Below are 20,886 nucleotides of genomic sequence, written 5' to 3'. Positions count from 1 at the left end.
CCATAAGCCGCTTTGTTGGCTACACTTTGCACCAGACCCGGCAAACGGGCGTTCGGCAGAGCAGAGTTTACAGGCGGTTTTCCCATGACTGAAATGGTCTATGGCTCCAGTCCCGTTCGGGTGACAGAGCCTGTCATTCCCCGTTGGTGGCGCACCATCGACAAGTGGTCGCTGACGGCGATCATGGTGCTGTTCGGCATCGGCCTGCTGCTGGGGCTGGCGGCGAGCGTGCCGCTGGCGAGCCGCAACGGGTTGAATGATTTCTATTATGTGCAGCGGCAGGCGGTGTTCGGCGTGGTGGCGCTGCTGTTTATGGCGGGCGTGTCGATGATGCCGCCCGCGATGATCCGCCGTCTGGGCGTCGTGGGCTTTCTGGGGGCCTTCGTGGCGCTGATGCTGCTGCCGTTCTTCGGCACCGATTTCGGCAAGGGCGCGGTGCGCTGGTTCAGCTTCGGCTTTGCCTCGGTGCAGCCGTCGGAATTCCTCAAGCCCGGATTTATGGTGATCGTGGCCTGGCTGATGGCCGCAAGCCAGGACCTGAACGGGCCGCCCGGCAAGTCGGTGTCATTCGGGCTGACCTTCGTGGTGGTGATGCTGCTGGCGATCCAGCCCGATTTCGGGCAGGCCGCGCTGATCCTGTTTGGCTGGGGGGTGATCTATTTCGTGGCCGGAGCGCCGATCACGCTGATCGGGATCATCCTTGGCATCGTCGGCTTTGGCGCGACGATTGCCTATGAAAGTTCGGAACACTTCGCGCGGCGGATCGACGGGTTCCTGAACCCCGAGATCGACCCGCGCAGCCAGATCGGCTATGCCACCAACGCCATCCAGGAGGGCGGCTTCTTTGGCGTGGGCGTGGGCGAAGGGCAGGTGAAATGGACGCTGCCCGATGCGCATACCGACTTCATCATCGCAGTGGCGGCGGAGGAATACGGGCTGATCCTCGTGCTGGTCATTCTGGCGCTCTATGGCACCATCGTGGTGCGCAGCCTGTTCCGCCTGATGCGGGAACGTGACCCGTTCATCCGGCTGGCGGGCACCGGGCTTGCCTGCATCTTCGGCGTGCAGGCGATGATCAACATGGGCGTGGCGGTACGGCTTCTGCCCGCCAAGGGGATGACGCTGCCCTTTGTCAGCTATGGCGGGTCGTCGGTGATTGCGGCGGGCATCACGGTGGGGATGCTGCTGGCCTTGACGCGCACCCGTCCGCAGGGCGAGATTGGCGATATCCTCCGCAGGGGGCGCTGATGGCTGAGGGAAAGCTGTTGTTGATCGCGGCAGGCGGCACCGGGGGGCATATGTTCCCCGCGCAGGCGCTGGCCGAGGCGATGGTGCGCAAGGGCTGGCGGGTGAAGCTGTCGACCGATGCGCGCGGCGCGCGCTATACGGGCGGCTTTCCGCATGTGGTCAAGGTGGAGCGGGTGGCCTCGGCCACCTTCGCACGCGGCGGTGTTCTGGCGCGGGCGGCGGTGCCGTTCCGCATTGCGGGGGGCGTGATCGGCGCGGTGCTGGCGCAGATGCGCGACCGGCCTGCGGTGGTGGTGGGCTTCGGCGGCTATCCGACGATACCCGCGCTGGCGGCGGCCTGGGTCTTGCGGCGGCCCCGGATGATCCATGAGCAGAACGGCGTGCTGGGGCGGGTGAACCAGATTTTCGCGCCGCGCGTGGACAGGGTGGCCTGCGGCACATGGCCGACCGATCTGCCCGCCGGGGTGGAGGGCGTGCACACCGGCAATCCGGTGCGGATGGCGGTGCTGGACCGTGCGGGCGCGGGTTACATCGCGCCGGGGGATTACCCGATGTCCTTGGTGGTGATCGGCGGCAGTCAGGGCGCGCGGATCTTGTCGGATGTGGTGCCGGAGGCGGTGGCGATGCTGCCCGACGCCATCCGCCGCAACCTGCGCGTGGCGCATCAGGCGCGGGCCGAGGACCTTGAGCGGGTGGTGGATGCTTATGCAGAGGCCGGCATCCGCGCCGAGGTGCAGCCGTTCTTCAATGACATTCCGGCGCGGCTGAGCGAGGCGCAACTGGTGGTGTCGCGCTCGGGGGCGTCGTCGATTGCCGATATCAGCGTGATCGGGCGTCCGTCGATCCTTATTCCTTTCGCGGCGGCGACGGGGGATCACCAGTCTGCCAACGCCCGCGGGCTGGCGGGGGCCGAGGCGGCGGTGGTGATTCCGGAAAAGGTGCTTGACGCCACAACGCTCAGCGGCCACATGGCGGCAGTGCTGTCGCAGCCCGAGGCTGCGAGCCAGATGGCGCGCAACGCCTTGTCGCATGGCCGCCCCAATGCCACCGAACGTCTGGTGGCGCTTGTTGAAGCCCTCGCAGAAGGAGCCCCGCAATGAATGCAGCAACCAAGTTGCCGCTGGAACTTGGCCCGATCCATTTTGTGGGGATCGGCGGGATCGGCATGTCGGGCATCGCCGAAGTGCTGATGACGCTGGGCTATACCGTGCAGGGGTCGGACGCCAAGGCGAGCAAGATCACCGACCGGCTGGTATCGCTGGGGGCCACGTTCTTTGAGGGGCAGGCGGCCCAGAACATCGGCAATGCGGCGGTGATCGTGATCTCTTCGGCGATCAAGAAGGGCAACCCCGAGCTGGAAGAGGCGCGGCGGCGCAAGCTGCCGGTTGTGCGCCGTGCCGAGATGCTGGCCGAGTTGATGCGGATGCGGTCCAACATCGCGGTCGCGGGCACGCATGGCAAGACGACGACCACGACGATGGTGGCGACCTTGCTGGACAAGGGCGGATTTGATCCGACGGTCATCAACGGCGGCGTCATCCATTCCTACGGCTCCAATGCGCGCGCCGGGGCGGGCGAATGGATGGTGGTGGAGGCAGACGAGAGTGACGGCAGTTTCAACCGCCTGCCCGCGACCATTGCCATCGTCACCAACATCGACCCCGAGCATATGGAGCATTGGGGCAGCTTCGATGCGCTGCGCAAAGGCTTTCTCGATTTCGTGTCGAACATCCCGTTCTACGGGCTTGCGGTGTGCTGCACCGACCATGCCGAGGTGCAGGCGCTGGTGGGCAAGGTGGCGGATCGGCGGATTGTCACCTTCGGCTTCAATGCGCAGGCCGATGTGCGGGCTGTAAACCTCAGGTTCGAAAATGGCAGCGCAATGTTCGATGTTCTGCTGAACAATGAGGAAGATGGTTCGAAAATTGAAGGTTGCGTGCTCCCGATGCCGGGCGATCACAACGTCTCCAACGCGCTGTCGGCGATTGCCGTGGCGCGGCATCTGGGCATGAAGAAGGAAGAAATCCGCGAGGCCTTGGCGGGCTTTGCCGGAGTGAACCGCCGTTTCACCAAGGTGGCCGAGGTGAATGGCGTGACCATCATCGACGATTACGGGCATCATCCGGTGGAGATTGCCGCCGTGCTGCGGGCCGCGCGCCAGTCGACCAAGGGCCGCGTGATCGCGGTTCACCAGCCGCATCGCTACACGCGGCTTGCCAGCCTGTTCGAGGATTTCTGCACCTGTTTCAACGAGGCCGATGTGGCCGCGATTTCCGAGGTTTATGCCGCCGGAGAAGAACCGATTGCCGGTATCAGCCGCGATGATCTGGTGGCAGGTCTGATCGCGCATGGCCACAGGCACGCCCGCGCGGTGATGGACGAGGCCGATCTGGCCCGTCTGTTCCGCGAGCAGGCGCGTCCGGGCGATATCTTTGTCTGCCTCGGTGCGGGGACCATCAGCACATGGGCCAATGCGCTGCCCGCGAAACTGGTGGAGAAGGCGGCGTGACTCCGGCGCTGACAGCGGCGCTTTTGTGGCTGGTGCTGGCGAATGTGATCGCCATGCTGCCAAGCCGCGACCACCACTGGCGCGCGGCCTATGTGCTGATCGCGGTGGGCATTCCGCTTGTGGGCTGGGTCACGGCGCAAAGCGGCCCGATCTGGGGGCTGCTTATCCTTGCCGCAGGGGCGAGCGTGCTGCGTTGGCCGCTGGTGTATTTCTGGCGCTGGATCAAGGGCAAGGGCGACTCGCCCGCAGAATGATCTCCGCAGAATGATTTCCCTGGCTCACCACGCCATCCGGCGTCAGGCGCGCCCCTGATCCGGCGCGGGCGGATAGGGTTCGGCGCGGGCAGGGTCCACCTCGCGCGCGGCGGCGCTCGGGTCCATCGTGGGGCTTTCCGGACGCGGCAGGGGCGGGGTGCGGCGCATGCGGCGCACGCTCCAGATGCCGAAGGGAACGCCCGCGGCGAGACCGATGATGGCGGCGACGGCAAAGAGTTGCCAGCCGTAAAGTCCGGCGGTCAGGCCAGCGATGATCGCGGCACCTGCAAAGCAGCCGATGGCCAAGGGCACGACAGTAGCGCGCAGATAGGGAAAGGTCATGGCGATCTCCTTTCGATGATCGGGGTCGTTGATCGGGTCTGCCCGTTCGGGGCGCGTCAGCGCGGGCGCCCGCACGGGGTTGCTAAATCAACGGGGCCACGGGGTCATGGTTCCATGCCTGCGCTAAACATTTGACTATAAATGATTTTTTTGTGACCCGACGGCGGGCGGGGGCGAAATGCGGGAACTTTTGCCGCGCTGCCCCGTTGTCTTTGCATCTGGCAGACCGATCGGCCCTGAAGGCCCGTCTGCGCAAAATGGAGGATATCCGATGCAAGCCCAATCTTTTGCGGCCAACCCCTCGACCCAGAGCAGCGGCAACGGCCTGATTTCCGGCAAGACGGTGCAGGGCACCCGCGTTTACAGCCCTGCGGGCGAAGAGCTTGGCCATATTGACGATGTGATGATTGATACCTCATCCGGCAAGATCGTGTATGGCGTGCTGGAATTTGGCGGTTTTCTGGGGATCGGCAGCGATCACCATGCCATTCCCTTTGGCAAGTTGCGCTATGACACCTCGCGCGAGGGGTATGTGACTGACCTGACCAAAGAGCAGTTGGAGCAGGCCCCGCGCCAGCATGAAACGTGGCGCGAGGACCGCGAATGGCAGCGGCGCAGCCACGAATACTATGGTGTGGCTCCCTACTGGCTCTAAGCCTTTGACGGGACCGAAAGACCAAAACGGGCGCAGCGGGGCTGCGCCCGTTTTGCGTTGCAGGGAACAAGGTTCCGGCCCCATCGGGGGCCTTGTCTTTGGGGCCGCGGCGCGGGTAGCTAGGGGCATGACACAGACGCTTCCCACCCCCCGCGGCACCCTGACCCCCAACCGGCCCCTCGCCGATCTGACCTGGCTGCGCGTGGGCGGGCCTGCGGATTGGCTGTTCCAGCCTGCGGATGTTGAGGATATTGCCGCGTTTCTTGCGGCGCTGCCGCCCGATGTGGCGGTGTTCCCGATGGGCGTCGGGTCCAACCTGATCGTGCGGGATGGGGGCCTGCGCGCCGTGGTGATCCGGCTGGGGCGCGGGTTCAATGCCATTGCGATCGAGGGCGAGGGGAGGCTGACGGCCGGAGCGGCGGCGCTGGATGCGCATGTGGCGCGGCGCGCGGCCGAGGCGGGGCTGGACCTGACATTTCTGCGCACCATTCCGGGCAGCATCGGGGGCGCTGTGCGGATGAACGCAGGGTGCTACGGGTCTTATGTGGCTGATGTGCTGGAAAGCGTGCGGGTGGTGCTGCGCGATGGCAGCGTGGTGGACATTCCGGCAGCGGCGCTGAACCTGCGCTATCGGCAATCGGACCTGCCCGAGGGCGCGGTGGTGGTGAGCGCGACCTTTCGCGCGCCGGAGGGCGACCCTGCGGCGCTGGCGCAGCGCATGGAGGAGCAGATTGCCAGGCGCGACGCCAGCCAGCCCACCAAGGAGCGCAGCGCCGGATCAACTTTTCGTAATCCGGTCGGCCATTCCTCGACCGGGCGGGCCGATGACAGCCACGAGTTGAAGGCGTGGAAGGTGATCGATGACGCAGGAATGCGCGGTGCGACGCTGGGCGGGGCGCAGATGAGCCAGATGCATTCCAATTTCCTGATCAACGCCGGAGGGGCGACTGCCGCCGATCTGGAAAATCTGGGCGAGGCGGTGCGAAAAAAGGTTTTCCAAACCAGCGGGATCACGTTAGAGTGGGAAATCATGCGCGTCGGCGAAGCGTAACGGCCAACCGCGCGCAAAATAACAAGAATAAGGACCCGAACGGGGTTCGAGAGGCAGTAAATGGCGGGTGCATCTGGCAAGGTGTCCCGCGTGGCGGTTATCAAGGGCGGACCCTCGGCTGAGCGCGAGGTTTCGTTATCGACAGGCAATGCCTGTGCAAACGCGCTGCGCGAGGCGGGATATGACGTGGTCGAGGTCGATGCTGGCCCGGACCTGCCCGCACGTCTGATCGAAATCAAGCCGGATGTGGTGTTCAACGCCCTGCATGGACGCTGGGGCGAGGATGGCTGCGTGCAGGGGCTGCTGGAATGGCTGCGGATTCCCTATACGCATTCGGGTGTGCTGGCGTCGTCGCTTGCGATGGACAAGCAGCGCAGCAAGGATGTCTATCGCGCCGCCGGTCTGCCGGTGGCGGAGTCGGTGATCGTGGCGCGCGAAGAGGTGGAAAAGGCCCATGTGCTGCCGCCGCCCTATGTGGTTAAGCCCAACAACGAAGGCTCGAGCGTCGGGGTGTATATTGTGCATCCGGGCAGCAATGCGCCGCGTCTGGCCGCAGAGATGCCGGCCGAGGTGATGGTGGAAGCCTATGCGCCGGGGCGGGAGCTTTCCATCAGCGTGATGGGAGATCGGGCGCTGTGCGTGACCGATATCATCACCGATGGCTGGTATGACTATGACGCGAAATACAAGCCCGGTGGCAGCCGCCACGAGGTGCCTGCGGCGCTTCCGCCCGATGTGGAGGCGGCCTGTCTGGATTACGCCTTGCGCGCGCATCAGGCGCTGGGGTGCCGCGGGCTGAGCCGCACCGATATTCGCTGGGACGAGGCGAAGGGTGTGGACGGGCTGATCCTTCTGGAGACGAACACGCAGCCGGGGATGACGCCGACCTCGCTGTCGCCCGAACAGGCGGCGCATCTGGGGATCAGCTTTCCACAGCTGTGCGCGTGGATCGTGGAGGATGCGTCATGCAACCGCTGAGCGCCCCGCGCCGCGTTGCGCCCGTGACGCCAAACGTGCTGCGGCGCGATCCGGCGCCGTCGCGCTGGGCCTACCGCATGCAGCGCCTGTGGCTGACACCGCTGTTCCGCGTGATGTTCCGGGTGGGGGTGCCGACCTTTGTGCTGATGCTGGTGGTCGGGATCGTGCTGGCCGATGAAGACCGCCGCACCGCGATTGCGGGCGGGATCAGCGAGATACGCACGCAGTTCCAGAACCGGCCCGAATTCATGGTCAGTCTGGTGTCGGTGGTGGGGGCCTCGCCCGAACTGGCCGATGTGGTGCGGGCGCGGCTGGATCTGAAGCTGCCGCAATCATCCTTCGATATCGACCTTGCCGCCGCGCGGGCGCGGATTCAGGAGTTGGACGCGATTGCGCGCGCCGATCTGATCGTGCGCACGGGGGGCGTGCTGGAGGTGGCGATCACCGAGCGGGAGCCGGCCCTGTTGTGGCGCACCGCCGACGGGATCGAGATGCTGGATGCGACCGGACACCGCGTGGCGAGCCTCGCCGCGCGCACGGACCGGCCGGATCTGCCGCTGATTGCGGGCGATGCAGCGGATGCCGCGACGCCGGAGGCCTTGGCCCTGCTTGCCGCCGCAGCCCCGATTGCCGACCGCGTGCGCGGTCTGGTGCGGGTGGGCGAGCGGCGCTGGGATGTGGTGCTGGATCGCAACCAGCGCATCCTTTTGCCGGAAGCCAAACCGATTGCCGCCATCGAGCGGCTGATCGCCCTGCATCAGGCGGGCGATCTGCTGGGACGCGACATTCTGACCGTGGACCTGAGAACCGAACACCGCCCCGTGCTGCGGTTGGCGCCCTATGCGCTGAACCAGTTGCGCCAGTCGCAGGGCATTGACATCAGCAGGAGCCAGCTATGACCGATCTTTATCAGGCGCAGCGCGCCATGCGGAACATGCGCCGTGCCGCCATGCAGCGGGGCGTCATTGCCATTCTGGACATCGGCACCTCGAAAATCGCCTGTCTGATCCTGCGGTTTGACGGAAGCGACAGCTTCGGCGATGACACGGTCGGACCGATGGCGGGGCAGTCGTCGTTCCGCGTGATCGGGGCGGCGACCACACGCTCGCGCGGGGTGCGCTTCGGGGAAATCGCCGTCATGGCGGAAACCGAGCGCGCGGTGCGCACCGCGGTGCAGGCGGCGCAGAAGATGGCCAATGTGCGGGTCGATCATGTGATCGCCTGTTTCTCGGGGGCAGAACCGCGCAGCTATGGGCTGGCGGGCGAGATCGATCTGGAAGACAGCGTCGTGACCGAGCAGGATGTGGCCCGTGTGCTGGCGGCCTGCGATCTGCCCGACATCGGGCCGGACCGCGAGGTGCTGCATGCGCAGCCGGTGAACTTTGCGCTGGACCACCGCTCGGGTCTGGGCGATCCGCGCGGGCAGATCGGCAACCGCCTTGCCACCGACATGCATCTGCTGTCGATTGACGGCAATGTGGTGCAGAACATCCTGCACTGTATCCAGCGCTGTGATCTGGAACTCGCCGGCATGGCGTCTTCGGCCTATGTCTCGGGCATCGCGGCACTGGTCGAGGACGAGCAGGAGCTGGGCGCGGCCTGTATCGACATGGGCGGCGGGTCGACCGGCATTTCGGTCTTTATCAAGAAGCACATGATCTACGCCGATGCGGTGCGCATGGGGGGCGACCATGTGTCGAGCGATATCTCCAAGGGTCTGATGGTGCCGATGGCGGTGGCCGAGCGCATCAAGACCAAGCATGGCGGCGTGCAGGCGACCGGCATGGATGACCGCGAGATGATCGAGGTCGGCGGGGACAGCGGCGACTGGGAGAAGGATCGCCGTCAGGTCAGCCGTGCCGAGTTGATCGGCATCATGCGGCCGAGGGTCGAGGAAATTCTGGAAGAGGTGCGGGCGCGGCTGGACGCGGCGGGCTTTGACAGCCTGCCAAGCCAGCAGATCGTGCTGACGGGCGGGGCCAGCCAGATCCCCGGTCTGGACGGGCTTGCCAGCCGTATTCTGGGCCAGCGCGTGCGCCTTGGCCGTCCGCTGCGGGTGCAGGGATTGCCACAGGCGGCGACCGGCGCGGCATTTTCCTCGACCGTGGGTCTGTGCCTGTTCGCGGCACATCCGCAGGACGAATGGTGGGATTTCGAGATTCCGGCCGAGCGTTATCCCGCGCGGTCGCTCAAGCGGGTGGTGAAATGGTTCAAAGACAACTGGTGACCCCCACCCCTTGCGTGGGTGGGCGAAATCCCGCTGAAATTCTTGCAACAAACCCCATATTTTGTGGGGCGCTAACGCTTTTTTAAGTGACGACTGTCGGCCTTGTGGATATTCTAGGGGGTAATTCGGGAGAAAACGCGTCCGGGACAGACGCTTCGGCCCGATCAGGATATCAAACGCGGCGGCAAGAAGACCTCTGGCGGCACAACAAAAGACAGGCGGATAGGCAATGGCACTCAACTTCATCGTGAACGCGCAGCGCGAAGAGCTGAAGCCCCGGATCACCGTGTTTGGTGTGGGTGGCGCAGGTGGCAACGCGGTCAACAACATGATCGAGCAAAACCTCGAAGGGGTGGAGTTCGTCGTGGCCAACACCGACGCGCAGGCCCTGCAACAATCCAAAGCCACGTCGAAGATCCAGATGGGGATCAAGGCGACCGAGGGTCTGGGGGCGGGCGCGCGCCCGTCCGTGGGGGCTGCTGCCGCCGAGGAAACCATCGAGGAAATCGTCGACCATCTGGCAGGCGCGCATATGTGCTTCATCACCGCCGGGATGGGCGGCGGCACCGGCACCGGCGCGGCCCCGATCATCGCGCAGGCCGCGCGTGAGCTGGGTGTGCTGACCGTTGGCGTCGTGACCAAGCCCTTCCAGTTCGAGGGCAACAAGCGGATGAAGCAGGCCGAGGACGGGATCGAGGCGCTGCAGAAGGTGGTCGATACCCTGATCATCATTCCGAACCAGAACCTGTTCCGCCTTGCGAATGAGCGCACCACCTTTACCGAAGCCTTCGCGATGGCCGATGACGTGCTGTATCAGGGCGTGAAGGGTGTGACCGATCTGATGGTCCGTCCGGGCCTCATCAACCTCGACTTCGCTGACGTCCGCGCCGTGATGGACGAGATGGGCAAGGCGATGATGGGCACCGGCGAAGCCAGTGGCGAAGACCGCGCGGTGCAGGCCGCCGAGAAGGCGATTGCCAACCCGCTTCTGGATGAAATCAGCCTGAACGGTGCCAAGGGTGTGCTGATCAACATCACCGGCGGCTATGACCTGACGCTGTTCGAACTCGACGAGGCCGCGAACATCATCCGCGAGAAGGTGGACCCCGACGCGAACATCATCGTCGGCTCGACGCTGGACACCACGATGGAAGGCATGCTGCGCGTGTCGGTCGTGGCAACCGGCATTGACGTGGCCGTGGCCAAGGCAGAGACGCCGGTGGCACGCCGGTCGATGGCGGCGCCGCTGCCGTCGCATCTGACCGCGCCGATCGAAGCGCCGGCCCCTGCGCCGCAGCCTGCGGTGACGGTGCAGCATGTGGCGCCGGCCCCGCAGCCGATGCCGCAACCCGTGCCGCAACCGCAGCAGCAGCCGCAACTGTTCGACGCGCCTCCGGCCCGCGCCGCCTATGCGCCGCCCGCAGCCGAGCAGCATGACGAATTGCCAGAACCCGCCTATCGCCCGCAGCCTGCCGCCGCGCGCGGTGTGCCGATGCATGACGACGCCGCCGCCTTTGTCGCGCCGCGCCCCCGTGCCGCCGGCACCCCGTCGCCCGAGGCTTTGGCCCGTCTGCAGGCCGCTGTGTCGCGCGGTCCGGGGCAGGCCGCCGCGCCGCGTCCCGCCGCTGCTGCGCCCCAGCCCGCGGCTGCGCAGAAGACCGCCGAGCAGGCTCGTCCCCGCTTTGGCATCGGATCGCTGATCAACCGTATGGCGGGTGGCGGCCATGAGCCGCAGGCGAGCGAGCGTCCGGCCCCGAGCCGCCAGCAGCCGCCCGTGACGTCCTATGATGACGAGCAGGACATGAGCGCCGATCAGGAGCGGATCGAGATCCCGGCTTTCCTGCGGCGCCAGGCGAACTGAGACAGACTTGTAACAATTGCAGCAAAGCCCGCCGGTCTGGCGGGCTTTGTTGTTTGATTTCATCATCTTGCGGTTGTTTGTGCCTGTCATGCGCCGACATAAAGCGTGAGTTGGCATTGGCTTCATGACTCCTTAAGTCATTGTCAGGGAACGGAGGCGGGAATCTTTCCGTTGTTCCGTGACAACTTTGTTGCGATAGGCCAGGGGTCTGACTGTGCAGAATACGCTGAAATCCGCTGTGGTGTTCGAAGGCCGGGGTTTGCACTCTGGCGCGCCCGTGCGCATGGTTGTGCGGCCTGCTTCGGCAGATTACGGCATCTGGTTCAAGCGCACTGATGTGACCAGTGGCGATGCGATGATCGCCGCGCGCTGGGATCAGGTGGTGCCGTCGCGGCTGTGCACGCTGATCCGCAATGCGTCCGGTGTGGAAGTGTCGACCATCGAGCATGTGATGGCGGCCTTGGCGGGCTGTGCGATCCATAACGCGGTGATCGAGATCGACGGCCCCGAAGTGCCGATCCTTGACGGCTCGGCGCTGGCCTTTGTCGATGCGTTTCTGGCCAAGGGGCTGATCGAACAGTCCGCGCCTGTGCGGGCGATCCGCGTGCTGAAGCCCGTGGAAGTGCGCGAGGGCGAGGCCGTGGCCCGTCTGGACCCCGCCGACATGCTTGAGATCGATTTCTCGATCCATTTCGACGAGGCGGCGATCGGCTCGCAGGCCAAGCACCTGAGCCTGTCGAATGGGGCCTTTGTGCGGGAACTTGCCGACAGCCGCACCTTCTGCCGTCAGGCCGATGTGGATGCGATGCGCGCCCGCGGGTTGGCGCTTGGCGGAACGCTGGACAATGCGGTGGTGTTCGAGGGCGACCGTGTGCTGTCGCCGGGCGGTCTGCGCCATCGGGACGAGCCTGTGCGCCACAAGATGCTGGATGCGATGGGCGATCTCTATCTTGCGGGTGGGCCAATTCTAGGCCGCTACACCGGCATAAGGTCGGGCCACGCGCTGACCAATCGTCTGCTGGTGGCGCTTTTCGCCGATTTGACCGCGTGGCGCATGGTGGAATGCAGTGCGCTGACCGTGGGCAAGCTGCCCGGAATGGGCGTTCATCGCAGCGATCTTCCCGCAACGGCATGACAGGGTTGTGACCGGTGGCGCAAAGGCGTTTTGCGCCGCCGATTTTTCTGTGCTAGGACGACTGCAACAGGGCGGATGATGCGCCATGAGGTGCGCATGATCCGGGTGGTTTGATGGATAGGCAGACGATGGCAGTCGGAAAATCGGGCGCGAAATGGCTGGGCATCGCGCTCATTCTGTCATTTCTCTCGGCTTGCGGTCCGCGCACGCAAGAGCGCGCGCTGGACAGCTACACCGCCGAAGAAATTTACAAACAAGGCGAATTGCAGCTGGAGACCGGGGCGCGGCCGAAAGAGGCGATCCGGTATTTTCAAGAGGTGGAACGGCTTTACCCCTATTCCGAATGGGCGAAGCGGTCTTTGATCATGCAGGCGTTCAGCCAGCACAAGGCGCGCGAATATGAAGAGGCGCGCTCTACCGCCCAGCGGTTTCTCGACACCTATCCCGGCGATGATGATGCGCCCTATGCGGCCTATCTGATGGCGCTGTCCTATTACGACCAGATTGACGAAGTGGGCCGCGATCAGGGGCTGACCTTTCAGGCGCTGCAGGGCATGCGCACGGTGATCGAGGAATATCCCGACAGCGATTATGCGCGGTCGGCCATGCTGAAGTTCGAGCTGGCCTTTGACCATCTGGCGGGCAAGGAAATGGAGATCGGCCGCTATTACCTGAAGCGGCGGCAGTATACTGCGGCGATCAACCGCTTCCGCACCGTGGTGCAGGATTTCCAGACCACCACCCATACCGCAGAGGCGCTGCACCGGCTGGTGGAGGCCTATCTGGGCCTCGGGCTGACGGCAGAGGCACAGACGGCGGCGGCGATCCTTGGCTTCAACTACCAGTCCTCGCCCTTCTACGAGGACAGCTTCCGGCTGCTGAAGGGGCGTGGTCTGGCCCCCGAGGCGCAGGGCAACAGCTGGTTGAGCCAGGTCTATCGCCAGATGATCCGGGGCGAATGGCTGTGAAGATGGCGGGGTAAGCCCCGCCCTACGGGAAAACCTATGCTCCGTTCACTTGATATCCGCGATGTGCTGATCATTGATCGGCTGACCCTTGATCTGGGGGCCGGTCTGAACGTGCTGACCGGAGAGACCGGAGCGGGCAAGTCGATCTTGCTCGATGCGCTGGGGTTCGTGCTGGGCTGGCGCGGGCGGGCGGAACTGGTGCGCGCCGGTGCCGCGCAGGGCGAGGTGACGGCGGTGTTCGACCTGCCAGCGGGCCATGCCGCCCATGCGGTGCTGGCCGAGGCGGGGATCGAGGCCGAGGATGAGCTTATCCTGCGACGGGTGAACACCGCGGATGGGCGCAAGACCGCTTTCGTCAATGATCGCCGGGTGTCGGGCGAGGTGCTGCGGGCGCTGTCTGAAGGCCTGGTGGAGCTGCACGGCCAGCATGATGACCGCGGGCTTTTGAACCCGCGCGGGCATCGCGCCTTGCTGGACAGCTTCGCCGGGCTGGACCTGTCGGCCTCGCGCCGGGCCTGGGCTGCGGCGCGGGTGGCGCGCGCGGCACTGGCCGAGGCGGAGGCGGCGTTGGCGGCGGCGCGGGCGGAAGAAGATTTCCTGCGCCACGCGGTGGCGGAACTCGACAAGCTGAACCCCGAACCCGGCGAGGAGGCGGCGCTGGATATGCGCCGCCGTGCCATGCAAGGGGCCGAGCGGATCCGGGCAGATGTGGCGCGGGCGTTGCAGATGCTGTCCGAGGACGGGGCCGAGGCCGCGTTGCGCGATGCGACACGCTGGCTGGAAGGCGCTGCCGACCGGGCGGAGGGCGCGCTGGAGGCGCCGCTGGCGGCGATTGGCCGCGCGCTGATCGAATTGTCGGAGGCACAGGCGGGGGTCGAGGCCTGTCTGGCGGGGCTGGACGTGAACCCCGGCGATCTGGAGGCGGTGGAAGAGCGGCTGTTCGCCATTCGCGCGCTGGCACGCAAGCACGGGGTGCTGCCGGATGACTTGGGCGGCTTTGCGGCGGGCCTGCGCACGCGCTTGCAGGCGCTGGACAATGGCGAGGCGGGCATCGGGGCGCTCCAGCGTGCGGTGGCCGAGGCCGAGGCGGCATGGACCGCCGAAGCCGCGCGGCTTACGGCGGCGCGGGTCGAGGCGGCGGCGCGGCTGGACCGCGCGATGGCGGCGGAACTGGCCCCGCTCAAGATGGAGCGTGCGGTGTTCGCCACCGCGGTGACGCGCGGCGAGGCGGGGCCGGAGGGGGCCGATGAGGTGACCTTCACCGTGGCCACCAACCCCGGCGCGCCGTCGGGGCCGCTGAACAAGATTGCCTCGGGCGGGGAGTTGAGCCGCTTCCTGCTGGCGCTGAAGGTCTGTCTGACCGGGCAGGCCGAGGGGCTGACGATGATTTTCGACGAGATCGACCGTGGCGTCGGCGGCGCGACCGCCGATGCGGTGGGGCGGCGGCTGAAGCTGTTGTCGGACACGGCGCAGGTTCTGGTGGTGACGCACAGCCCGCAGGTGGCGGCACTGGGCGCGCATCATTGGCGGGTGGAAAAGCGGGTGGTTGACGGGCAGACCCTGTCGACCGTGCTGCCCCTGTCGGCGGCCGAGCGGGTGGAAGAGATCGCGCGCATGCTGTCGGGCGATACGGTGAGCGATGCCGCACGCGAGGCTGCGCGCGCGCTGTTGGGGTAGCGCACGGCTCGGCGCTCCCTTCGGGCGCTTCTCGCGGGGGAGGGGGCTGCGAGGATCGACCGTCAGGGAGAGAGGAGCGCTCCGCGCGGGGGTATTCCAGCGAGGTGCAGGCAGGGGGCTCCGGTTCAGCCTTCGACCATCGCGAAGGTGGCGGTGAGGGCGAGCCAGCCTTCGCCCTTGGCCGCGAGCACGGCGGTGAGCAGGGCGGCGATGCGCGGGAGTTCTCCGCCGCTTGCGTCCCGCAGGCCGGTGACAACGAAGCGCTGATGCAAGACGGCGGCACCGGGGCCGAGGGGGCGCAGCGCGGTCTTGCCGGTGACGAGGCGGGCCATGCGCGAGAGGCCCGCAAATTCCATCTGCATCCCCTTGGCGATCTGGCTGCGGCCTTCGGCCCAGTGACCGGTCAGCATGTGGAAGCTGCCATCCTCGGCAAAGAGCGCGGCGAGGGCTTCGGCACTCTGGCTGCCGAAGGCCTGTGCAAAGGCGCGGGGGAAATCATTGGCGGCGGTCATTGCGGCACCAGCTTGCCGGGATTGAGCAGGCCTTGCGGGTCCAGCGCCTGTTTTATGGCCCCCATCACCGCCCAGGCAGGGCCGTGTTCGGCGGGCATATGGCCGAGTTTGCCCATGCCGATGCCATGCTCGCCCGTGATGGTGCCTCCCAGCCGCAGGGCACGGTCGGCCATGCGGTCGGCGAGGTGTTTTGCGGCAGCGGCCTCGGCGGGATCGTCGGGCCGCACCAGCAGGATGGCGTGGAAGTTGCCATCGCCGACATGGCCGAGGATCGGGCCGGGGATGGGCGAGCCTGCGATATCGGCGCGCGTTTCCTCGACCGCCTCGGCAAGTGCCGAGATCGGCACGCAGACATCGGTGACAATAGCGGTAGAGCCCGGACGGCTGGCGAGGATGGCGGGGTAGGCCTGATGCCGCATCTTCCACAGGCGGGCGCGGTCTTCTTGCGCCTTTGCCCATTGGAAGCCACGGCACCCATGCGTGCGGGCGATGTCGCCAAAGCGTTCGGCCTGTTCGGCGACGCCATGCGGGCTGCCGTGAAACTCGACCAGCAGATGCGGGGTGGGCGGCAGGGTCTGGCCTGACCACGCGGCGCAGGCGGCCACCGCCTCGGTGTCGAGAAACTCGATCCGGGCAAGGGGCAGGCCCATCTGGATGGTGGCGGTGACGCAGTCCACCGCGCCCGCGATGTCGGGAAAGGCGCAGATGGCGGCAGAGACCGCCTCGGGCTGGCCATGCAGGCGCAGGGTGAGTTCGGTGACAAGGCCCAGCGTGCCTTCGGAACCCACGAGGAGCGCCGTCAGATCATAGCCTGCCGAGGATTTCGGCGCGCAGGAACCGGTGCGGATGATCTGACCATTGGCCAGCACCACCTCGAGCCCCAGCACGTTGTGGCGCATGGTGCCGTAGCGCAGCGCAGTGGTGCCGGAGGCCCGCGTCATCGCCATGCCGCCAAGGCTGGCATTGGCACCGGGATCGACCGGGAAGAACAGGCCGGTGGCGCGCAGATCGGCGTTGAGCGCTTCGCGGGTGATGCCGGGTTGCACCACGGCCAGCATGTCTTCGGGATAGACGGCGAGCACGGCGTTCATGCGGCTGAAATCGAGCGTCAGGCCGCCGTGGGCGGCGAGGGCATGGCCCTCGAGCGAGGTGCCTGCGCCCCAGCCGGTCATCGGGATGCCGTGTCTGGTGCAGATGCGGGCGATCTGTGCCACTTCGGCGGTGGTTTCGGGATAGGCCACCGCATCGGGGCTGCGGCTGCGGATATGGCTTTCGGACTGGCTGTGCTGGTCGCAGACCGCGCGCGCGGTGCTGAGGCGGTTGCCCAGAAAGGCAAGTTCGGACAGGGCGAGATCTAGACGCATGGCACCTCCGGGCAGGACCCGTGCGGGCCGTGGCGGGCGCGGGTCAGGCGGTGGAGATTAAGGGGCGGCGGCGGGGCCTGCAACCTGTGCCAAGGCGGTAGCAAGATCGCCATAGCCGGTGAACCGCCGCTGATAGGCGAGGTTCAGCCGAGCCGCGCAGTCGGCGGCCTTGGCATCCAGCGCGGGGTCATCGGTCTGGGCCTGATAGATCAGGGTGGTGTAATTGCCGAAATACATGTCGCGCAGTTCGGGATGGCGGTCGAGGCCCATAGGGCGCCAGACGAAGGCATCGAACTGGCGCACCAGAAAATCGGTGAGATAGAATGCGGTGAACTCTTCGTCGGCCTTTGCGGCAAAGGCGGCGTTGCCTTCGAAAAAGCTGTAGCAATGCGGTCCTTCGATCATGGCGACACCCAGTTCGGCGCATTTGGCCTGCAACAGCCCGCCGGTGCCGCAATCGGCGTAGACCACGAAGATCTGCGCATAATCGGCGCGACGGTTGGTCACCACCTGCTCCACCGCGGCGGGAATCCGGTCCGGCCAGAGGTGCAGGTTGGCGGGAAGGCATTGCAGGTCGAGATGGGTCCAGCCATTCGCCTGCTTGAGCGCGAGGATTTCATGCGCGAGCGCGCCGCATGCGACGAGAAGCACCCGCTCTGCCTCTGCCGTGTTGCTGCCCGATAGGGTCAGGCCGGCGGTAGTCAGCGTGTCATCGTCGAGGGAGGTCAGCGCCACTGGCGCAGGCCGAGCATGAAGCTGCCCGCAAGGGTTGCCAAGGCGAGCGCCAGCAGCGGCACCTGCGCCCAGATCGCAAGGGCGAGCGTTGCGCCGGCGGCGGTGATGACAAAGGCCAGCATTGCCAAGAACAGGGGGAGGGGCATTCCATACTCCTTTTCCTTGACTCGAATGTGGTCGCTCGTTTCAGAAATGTGAAGCCCAAAATACAACAAAAAAACCCCGGACGTCGGTGACGCCGGGGCATTGTCTGGCGGGCGCGGTGTCTGCGCCGAAAAGGGGTCAGGCCCCCATCTGGTTGTGCTTGCGGGCGACCCAGGCCTTGGCGGTTTCCACCGCGACGGCGGCATCGCGGCAATAGGCATCGGCGCCGATCGCGCGGCCGAATTCCTCGTTCAGCGGCGCGCCGCCGACCAGAACGATGTAATCGTCGCGCAGGCCCTTTTCCTTCATCGTGTCGATCACGACCTTCATGTAGGGCATGGTCGTGGTCAGCAGCGCCGACATGCCGAGGATGTCGGGCTTTTCCGTTTCCAGCGCCTCGATATACTTCTCGACCGAGTTGTTGATGCCCAGATCGAGCACTTCGAAGCCTGCGCCTTCCATCATCATGGCGACAAGGTTCTTGCCGATGTCGTGGATGTCGCCCTTGACGGTACCGATCACCATCTTGCCCATGCGCGGCGCGCCGGTTTCCACCAGCAGCGGCTTGAGGATATGCATGCCCGCCTTCATCGCGTTGGCGGACAGCAGCACTTCGGGCACGAAGAGGATACCGTCACGGAAGTCGTTGCCAACGATGGTCATGCCCGCGACCAGAGCCTTGGTCAGCACGTCATAGGGCGTCCAGCCGCGTTCGATCAGGATGTTCACGCCATCCTCGATCTCTTCCTTCAGGCCGTCGTAAAGGTCATCGTGCATTTGCAGCACAAGTTCGTCATCCGAAAGATCGGCAAGGATGATTTCGTCGTCGGCCATGGGGGAGCGCTCCTGCGGCGGGGGTGTCTTGCAGTCTGCATGGGGCCAAATCGGCCTTGCGACTTTGCGGTTTACGACATGCCCGGAATGAAAGCCGACAGCAAGGGGGGTGGGGCGTGTCGGGGCTTGAATTATGTTCATGATACGTTCATGTTATGGCCGATGTCAGAGCCTGATCCCAGCTTGATGCCCGGCCAGCGCATCCGCGCGCGCGGGGCGTCGTCCAACCATGCCGGGCGCTTTGAGGCGCAGGGGCGGGAGCGGGTCGAGGATGGCTGGGACATCGCCGAGGAGGAACGGCTGTTGCGCACCGAGATCCGGCTGGAGCGGCCGCGGTCGGCGCTGACCTACAACCGTTCGCCCGACCTGCCGTTTGACCGGTCGGTGAACCCGTATCGGGGGTGTGAGCATGGTTGCATCTATTGCTTTGCGCGGCCAAGCCACGCCTATCTGAACCTGTCGCCGGGGCTTGATTTCGAGACCAAGCTTGTCGCGCGTCCGGGTATCGCCGAGGTGTTGGCAGGCGAGTTGCGGGCGCGGTCCTACAAGGTGGCGACGGTGGCGCTTGGCACCAACACGGACCCGTATCAGCCCTGTGAGGTTGAGCATGGACTGATGCGGCAGGTGCTGAAGGTGCTGTCAGCCTTTCACCATCCGACCGCGATCACGACGAAGGGCACGTTGATCGAGCGCGACATCGACATTCTGGCCCCGATGGCGGCGCGCGGTCTCTTGCGCGTGGGGATTTCGGTGACCACGCTGCATGCCGGTCTGTCACGGCGGCTGGAGCCGCGCGCGCCCGCGCCGGAGCGGCGGCTGCAGATGATCCGGCGGCTGTCGGACGCGGGGATCCCGGTGCGGGTGATGATCGCGCCGGTGATTCCGGGGCTGACGGATTCAGAGCTGGAGCGGATATTGGCGGCCTGCCGTGCGGCAGGGGCGCAGGCCGCAAGCTGGATTGTGCTGCGCCTGCCGCGCGAGGTTTCCCCGCTGTTTCAGGACTGGCTGGCGCAGCATGTGCCAGAGCGGGCGGCAAAGGTGATGGCGCGGGTGCGCGAGATGCACGGCGGGCAGGATTATGATGCGCAATGGGCGCGGCGGATGCGCGGCGAGGGCATCTGGGCCGATCTTGTTGCGCAGCGCTTTGACAAGGCGGTGGCGCGGCTGGGGCTTGCCAAGCAGATGCCACCGCTGCGCTGCGATCTTTTTGCGCCGCCGCCGCGTGCGGGGGATCAGCTGGCGCTGTTCTGACCGGCGAAGGTCACGGGTTCAACGGCATAGCCCCTTGGGGGAAACTGACCCTGCGGGAGCCATCCGGCGTGCGATCCCTGCCGCAAGGCACCCCTCAGCCGCGGCGGCTGCGGCGCTCGCGCTTGGGATCGTTCGACGTGTCGCCGGTGCCATCGGAGGCCGAGGAAAAGCCGCCGAGCTTGGCCGAAATATCCTCGAGCGTCGGGCGCGGGCCCTTGGGCGTTGCCTCCAGTGCCGCGCGCATCGCCTTGAGATGTTCCGGCATGGTGCCGCAGCAGCCGCCGATGATCCGCACGCCTGCATCGCGCGCCAGCACGGCATATTCGGCCATCAGTTCCGGCGTGCCGTCATAATGGATATGGCCGTCATGATATTTCGGAATCCCGGCGTTGCCCTTGGCGATGATCGGGCGGGCGGTGCCGGTCGAGACAAACCCCAGAACGGTGCGCATCAGATCTGACGCGCTGACGCCGCAGTTTGCGCCGAAGGCCAGCGGCGGGTTGGCCAGCTTTTCCACCATCTCGGCCATCGCTGCCGAGGTGGTGCCCATCATCGTGCGGCCTGCGGTGTCAAAGCTCATGGTGCCGCACCACGGCATTCCGGCAAGGGCGGCGGCTTCGGCGGCGGCCTTGTATTCCTCGGGCGCGCTGATCGTTTCGATCCAGAGCACATCGGCGCCGCCCGCTTTCAGCCCCTCGGCCTGTTCGTGGAACATCTCGACCGCCAAAGCGTGGGTCAGCGTGCCCATCGGCTCGAAAATCTCGCCCGTCGGACCGACCGAGCCTGCCACGACCACCGTGCGCCCCGAGGCATCCGCGATCTCGCGCCCGAGGGCCGCACCGACACGGTTCAATTCGTGCACACGGTCCTGCGCCTGATGCAGTTTCAGGCGGCTGGCGTTGCCGCCGAAGGTGTTGGTCAGAAAGATATCGGACCCTGCCTCGACCGCACCGCGATAGAGTTTGCGGATGTTGTCGGGTTGGTCGATGTTCCAGAACTCGGGCGGCTCGCCCGAGGACAGTCCCATGTTGAACAGGTTTGTCCCCGTGGCACCATCGGCCATCAGCCAGTCGCGGGTGGAAAGCAGTTTGGACAGGGCATCTTGTGGCATCGGGGCCTCGGGGTGAAGGGGCGGGAACAG

The 20,886-nt window shown here is 65.9% G+C and carries 21 protein-coding genes; 14 read left to right on the top strand and 7 right to left on the bottom strand.

Annotated features, from left to right (window positions below; all coding sequences use genetic code 11):
- Window positions 1-84: 84 nt before the first annotated feature.
- From ftsW to G3572_RS16500, 4 genes are read left to right on the top strand one after another with little or no spacing between them, the layout of a single operon-like run.
- Window positions 85-1,248: a putative lipid II flippase FtsW gene (gene ftsW, locus G3572_RS16515; protein ID WP_164613928.1), complete on the top strand. Its 1,164-nt coding sequence runs from the start codon at window positions 85-87 to the stop codon at window positions 1,246-1,248.
- On the top strand, window positions 1,248-2,348 hold the full coding sequence (locus G3572_RS16510) for a UDP-N-acetylglucosamine--N-acetylmuramyl-(pentapeptide) pyrophosphoryl-undecaprenol N-acetylglucosamine transferase (protein ID WP_164613926.1): 1,101 nt from the start codon (window positions 1,248-1,250) through the stop codon (window positions 2,346-2,348). The genes ftsW and G3572_RS16510 overlap by 1 nt, the downstream gene beginning before the upstream one ends.
- A complete protein-coding gene (gene murC / locus G3572_RS16505) occupies window positions 2,345-3,757 on the top strand; it encodes a UDP-N-acetylmuramate--L-alanine ligase (RefSeq protein ID WP_164613924.1) in 1,413 nt (470 codons plus the stop codon). Before G3572_RS16510 ends, murC begins: the two co-directional genes overlap by 4 nt.
- Complete coding sequence (locus tag G3572_RS16500) at window positions 3,754-4,011, top strand: DUF2484 family protein (RefSeq protein WP_164613922.1); 258 nt, start codon at window positions 3,754-3,756, stop codon at window positions 4,009-4,011. Before murC ends, G3572_RS16500 begins: the two co-directional genes overlap by 4 nt.
- Window positions 4,012-4,053: 42 nt before the next feature.
- Here the strand turns inward: G3572_RS16500 and G3572_RS16495 are convergent, their stop codons facing one another.
- On the bottom strand, window positions 4,054-4,353 hold the full coding sequence (locus tag G3572_RS16495) for a hypothetical protein (RefSeq protein ID WP_164613920.1): 300 nt from the start codon (window positions 4,351-4,353) through the stop codon (window positions 4,054-4,056).
- A gap of 271 nt (window positions 4,354-4,624) precedes the next feature.
- Between G3572_RS16495 and G3572_RS16490 the strand changes: the two genes are divergently transcribed.
- The 9 genes from G3572_RS16490 (at window position 4,625) to recN (ending at window position 14,905) form a co-directional block, all read left to right on the top strand.
- Window positions 4,625-5,008: a PRC-barrel domain-containing protein gene (locus G3572_RS16490; RefSeq protein ID WP_205518768.1), complete on the top strand. Its 384-nt coding sequence runs from the start codon at window positions 4,625-4,627 to the stop codon at window positions 5,006-5,008.
- A 127-nt stretch (window positions 5,009-5,135) separates the two neighbouring features.
- Window positions 5,136-6,059, top strand: coding sequence for a UDP-N-acetylmuramate dehydrogenase (murB, locus tag G3572_RS16485; protein ID WP_164613918.1), 924 nt, complete (start codon window positions 5,136-5,138; stop codon window positions 6,057-6,059).
- A 60-nt stretch (window positions 6,060-6,119) separates the two neighbouring features.
- The gene (locus tag G3572_RS16480) at window positions 6,120-7,037 is read left to right on the top strand and encodes a D-alanine--D-alanine ligase (protein WP_164613916.1); all 918 of its coding nucleotides are present in this window, start codon (window positions 6,120-6,122) and stop codon (window positions 7,035-7,037) included.
- The gene (locus tag G3572_RS16475; protein WP_164613914.1) at window positions 7,025-7,936 is read left to right on the top strand and encodes a cell division protein FtsQ/DivIB; all 912 of its coding nucleotides are present in this window, start codon (window positions 7,025-7,027) and stop codon (window positions 7,934-7,936) included. The genes G3572_RS16480 and G3572_RS16475 overlap by 13 nt, the downstream gene beginning before the upstream one ends.
- Window positions 7,933-9,264: a cell division protein FtsA gene (gene ftsA, locus G3572_RS16470; protein ID WP_164613912.1), complete on the top strand. Its 1,332-nt coding sequence runs from the start codon at window positions 7,933-7,935 to the stop codon at window positions 9,262-9,264. Before G3572_RS16475 ends, ftsA begins: the two co-directional genes overlap by 4 nt.
- Before the next feature lie 229 nt (window positions 9,265-9,493).
- Window positions 9,494-11,125 (top strand): cell division protein FtsZ, encoded by a 1,632-nt coding sequence (ftsZ, locus tag G3572_RS16465; protein ID WP_164613910.1) that lies wholly within the window; start codon window positions 9,494-9,496, stop codon window positions 11,123-11,125.
- A 214-nt stretch (window positions 11,126-11,339) separates the two neighbouring features.
- Window positions 11,340-12,260, top strand: a complete 921-nt coding sequence (gene lpxC, locus G3572_RS16460) for a UDP-3-O-acyl-N-acetylglucosamine deacetylase (protein WP_164613908.1) — start codon at window positions 11,340-11,342, stop codon at window positions 12,258-12,260.
- A 128-nt stretch (window positions 12,261-12,388) separates the two neighbouring features.
- Entirely contained in the window at window positions 12,389-13,228 is an 840-nt protein-coding gene (locus tag G3572_RS16455) for an outer membrane protein assembly factor BamD (protein WP_164613906.1), read from the top strand.
- 36 nt (window positions 13,229-13,264) lie between these two features.
- Window positions 13,265-14,905: a DNA repair protein RecN gene (gene recN, locus G3572_RS16450; RefSeq protein WP_164613903.1), complete on the top strand. Its 1,641-nt coding sequence runs from the start codon at window positions 13,265-13,267 to the stop codon at window positions 14,903-14,905.
- Between the two features lie 125 nt (window positions 14,906-15,030).
- Here the strand turns inward: recN and G3572_RS16445 are convergent, their stop codons facing one another.
- The 5 genes from G3572_RS16445 to G3572_RS16430 all read right to left on the bottom strand — a co-directional run bounded on the left by G3572_RS16445 (window position 15,031) and on the right by G3572_RS16430 (window position 18,494).
- Window positions 15,031-15,417, bottom strand: a complete 387-nt coding sequence (locus tag G3572_RS16445) for an SgcJ/EcaC family oxidoreductase (RefSeq protein ID WP_164613901.1) — start codon at window positions 15,415-15,417, stop codon at window positions 15,031-15,033.
- Window positions 15,414-16,781 (bottom strand): FAD-binding oxidoreductase, encoded by a 1,368-nt coding sequence (locus tag G3572_RS16440; RefSeq protein WP_164613898.1) that lies wholly within the window; start codon window positions 16,779-16,781, stop codon window positions 15,414-15,416. Before G3572_RS16440 ends, G3572_RS16445 begins: the two co-directional genes overlap by 4 nt.
- Window positions 16,782-16,838: 57 nt before the next feature.
- On the bottom strand, window positions 16,839-17,510 hold the full coding sequence (locus tag G3572_RS16435; protein ID WP_435530988.1) for a DUF1638 domain-containing protein: 672 nt from the start codon (window positions 17,508-17,510) through the stop codon (window positions 16,839-16,841).
- Entirely contained in the window at window positions 17,507-17,662 is a 156-nt protein-coding gene (locus tag G3572_RS21900) for a hypothetical protein (RefSeq protein ID WP_205518767.1), read from the bottom strand. The genes G3572_RS16435 and G3572_RS21900 overlap by 4 nt, the downstream gene beginning before the upstream one ends.
- A 136-nt stretch (window positions 17,663-17,798) precedes the next feature.
- A complete protein-coding gene (locus G3572_RS16430; RefSeq protein ID WP_164613896.1) occupies window positions 17,799-18,494 on the bottom strand; it encodes a corrinoid protein in 696 nt (231 codons plus the stop codon).
- 162 nt (window positions 18,495-18,656) lie between these two features.
- On the opposite strand from G3572_RS16430, the gene G3572_RS16425 reads away from it, so the two are divergent.
- Window positions 18,657-19,745: a PA0069 family radical SAM protein gene (locus G3572_RS16425; RefSeq protein ID WP_164614184.1), complete on the top strand. Its 1,089-nt coding sequence runs from the start codon at window positions 18,657-18,659 to the stop codon at window positions 19,743-19,745.
- A gap of 94 nt (window positions 19,746-19,839) precedes the next feature.
- Here the strand turns inward: G3572_RS16425 and bmt are convergent, their stop codons facing one another.
- Window positions 19,840-20,856 carry a betaine--homocysteine S-methyltransferase gene (gene bmt, locus G3572_RS16420; RefSeq protein ID WP_164613894.1) on the bottom strand — a complete coding sequence of 339 codons (1,017 nt, stop codon included), beginning with the start codon at window positions 20,854-20,856 and terminating at the stop codon, window positions 19,840-19,842.
- Window positions 20,857-20,886 lie beyond the last annotated feature (30 nt).

This window comes from Pseudotabrizicola algicola, assembly GCF_010915705.1.
Lineage (GTDB): Bacteria > Pseudomonadota > Alphaproteobacteria > Rhodobacterales > Rhodobacteraceae > Pseudotabrizicola > Pseudotabrizicola algicola.
This window is presented reverse-complemented; position numbering and strand designations above follow the sequence as displayed.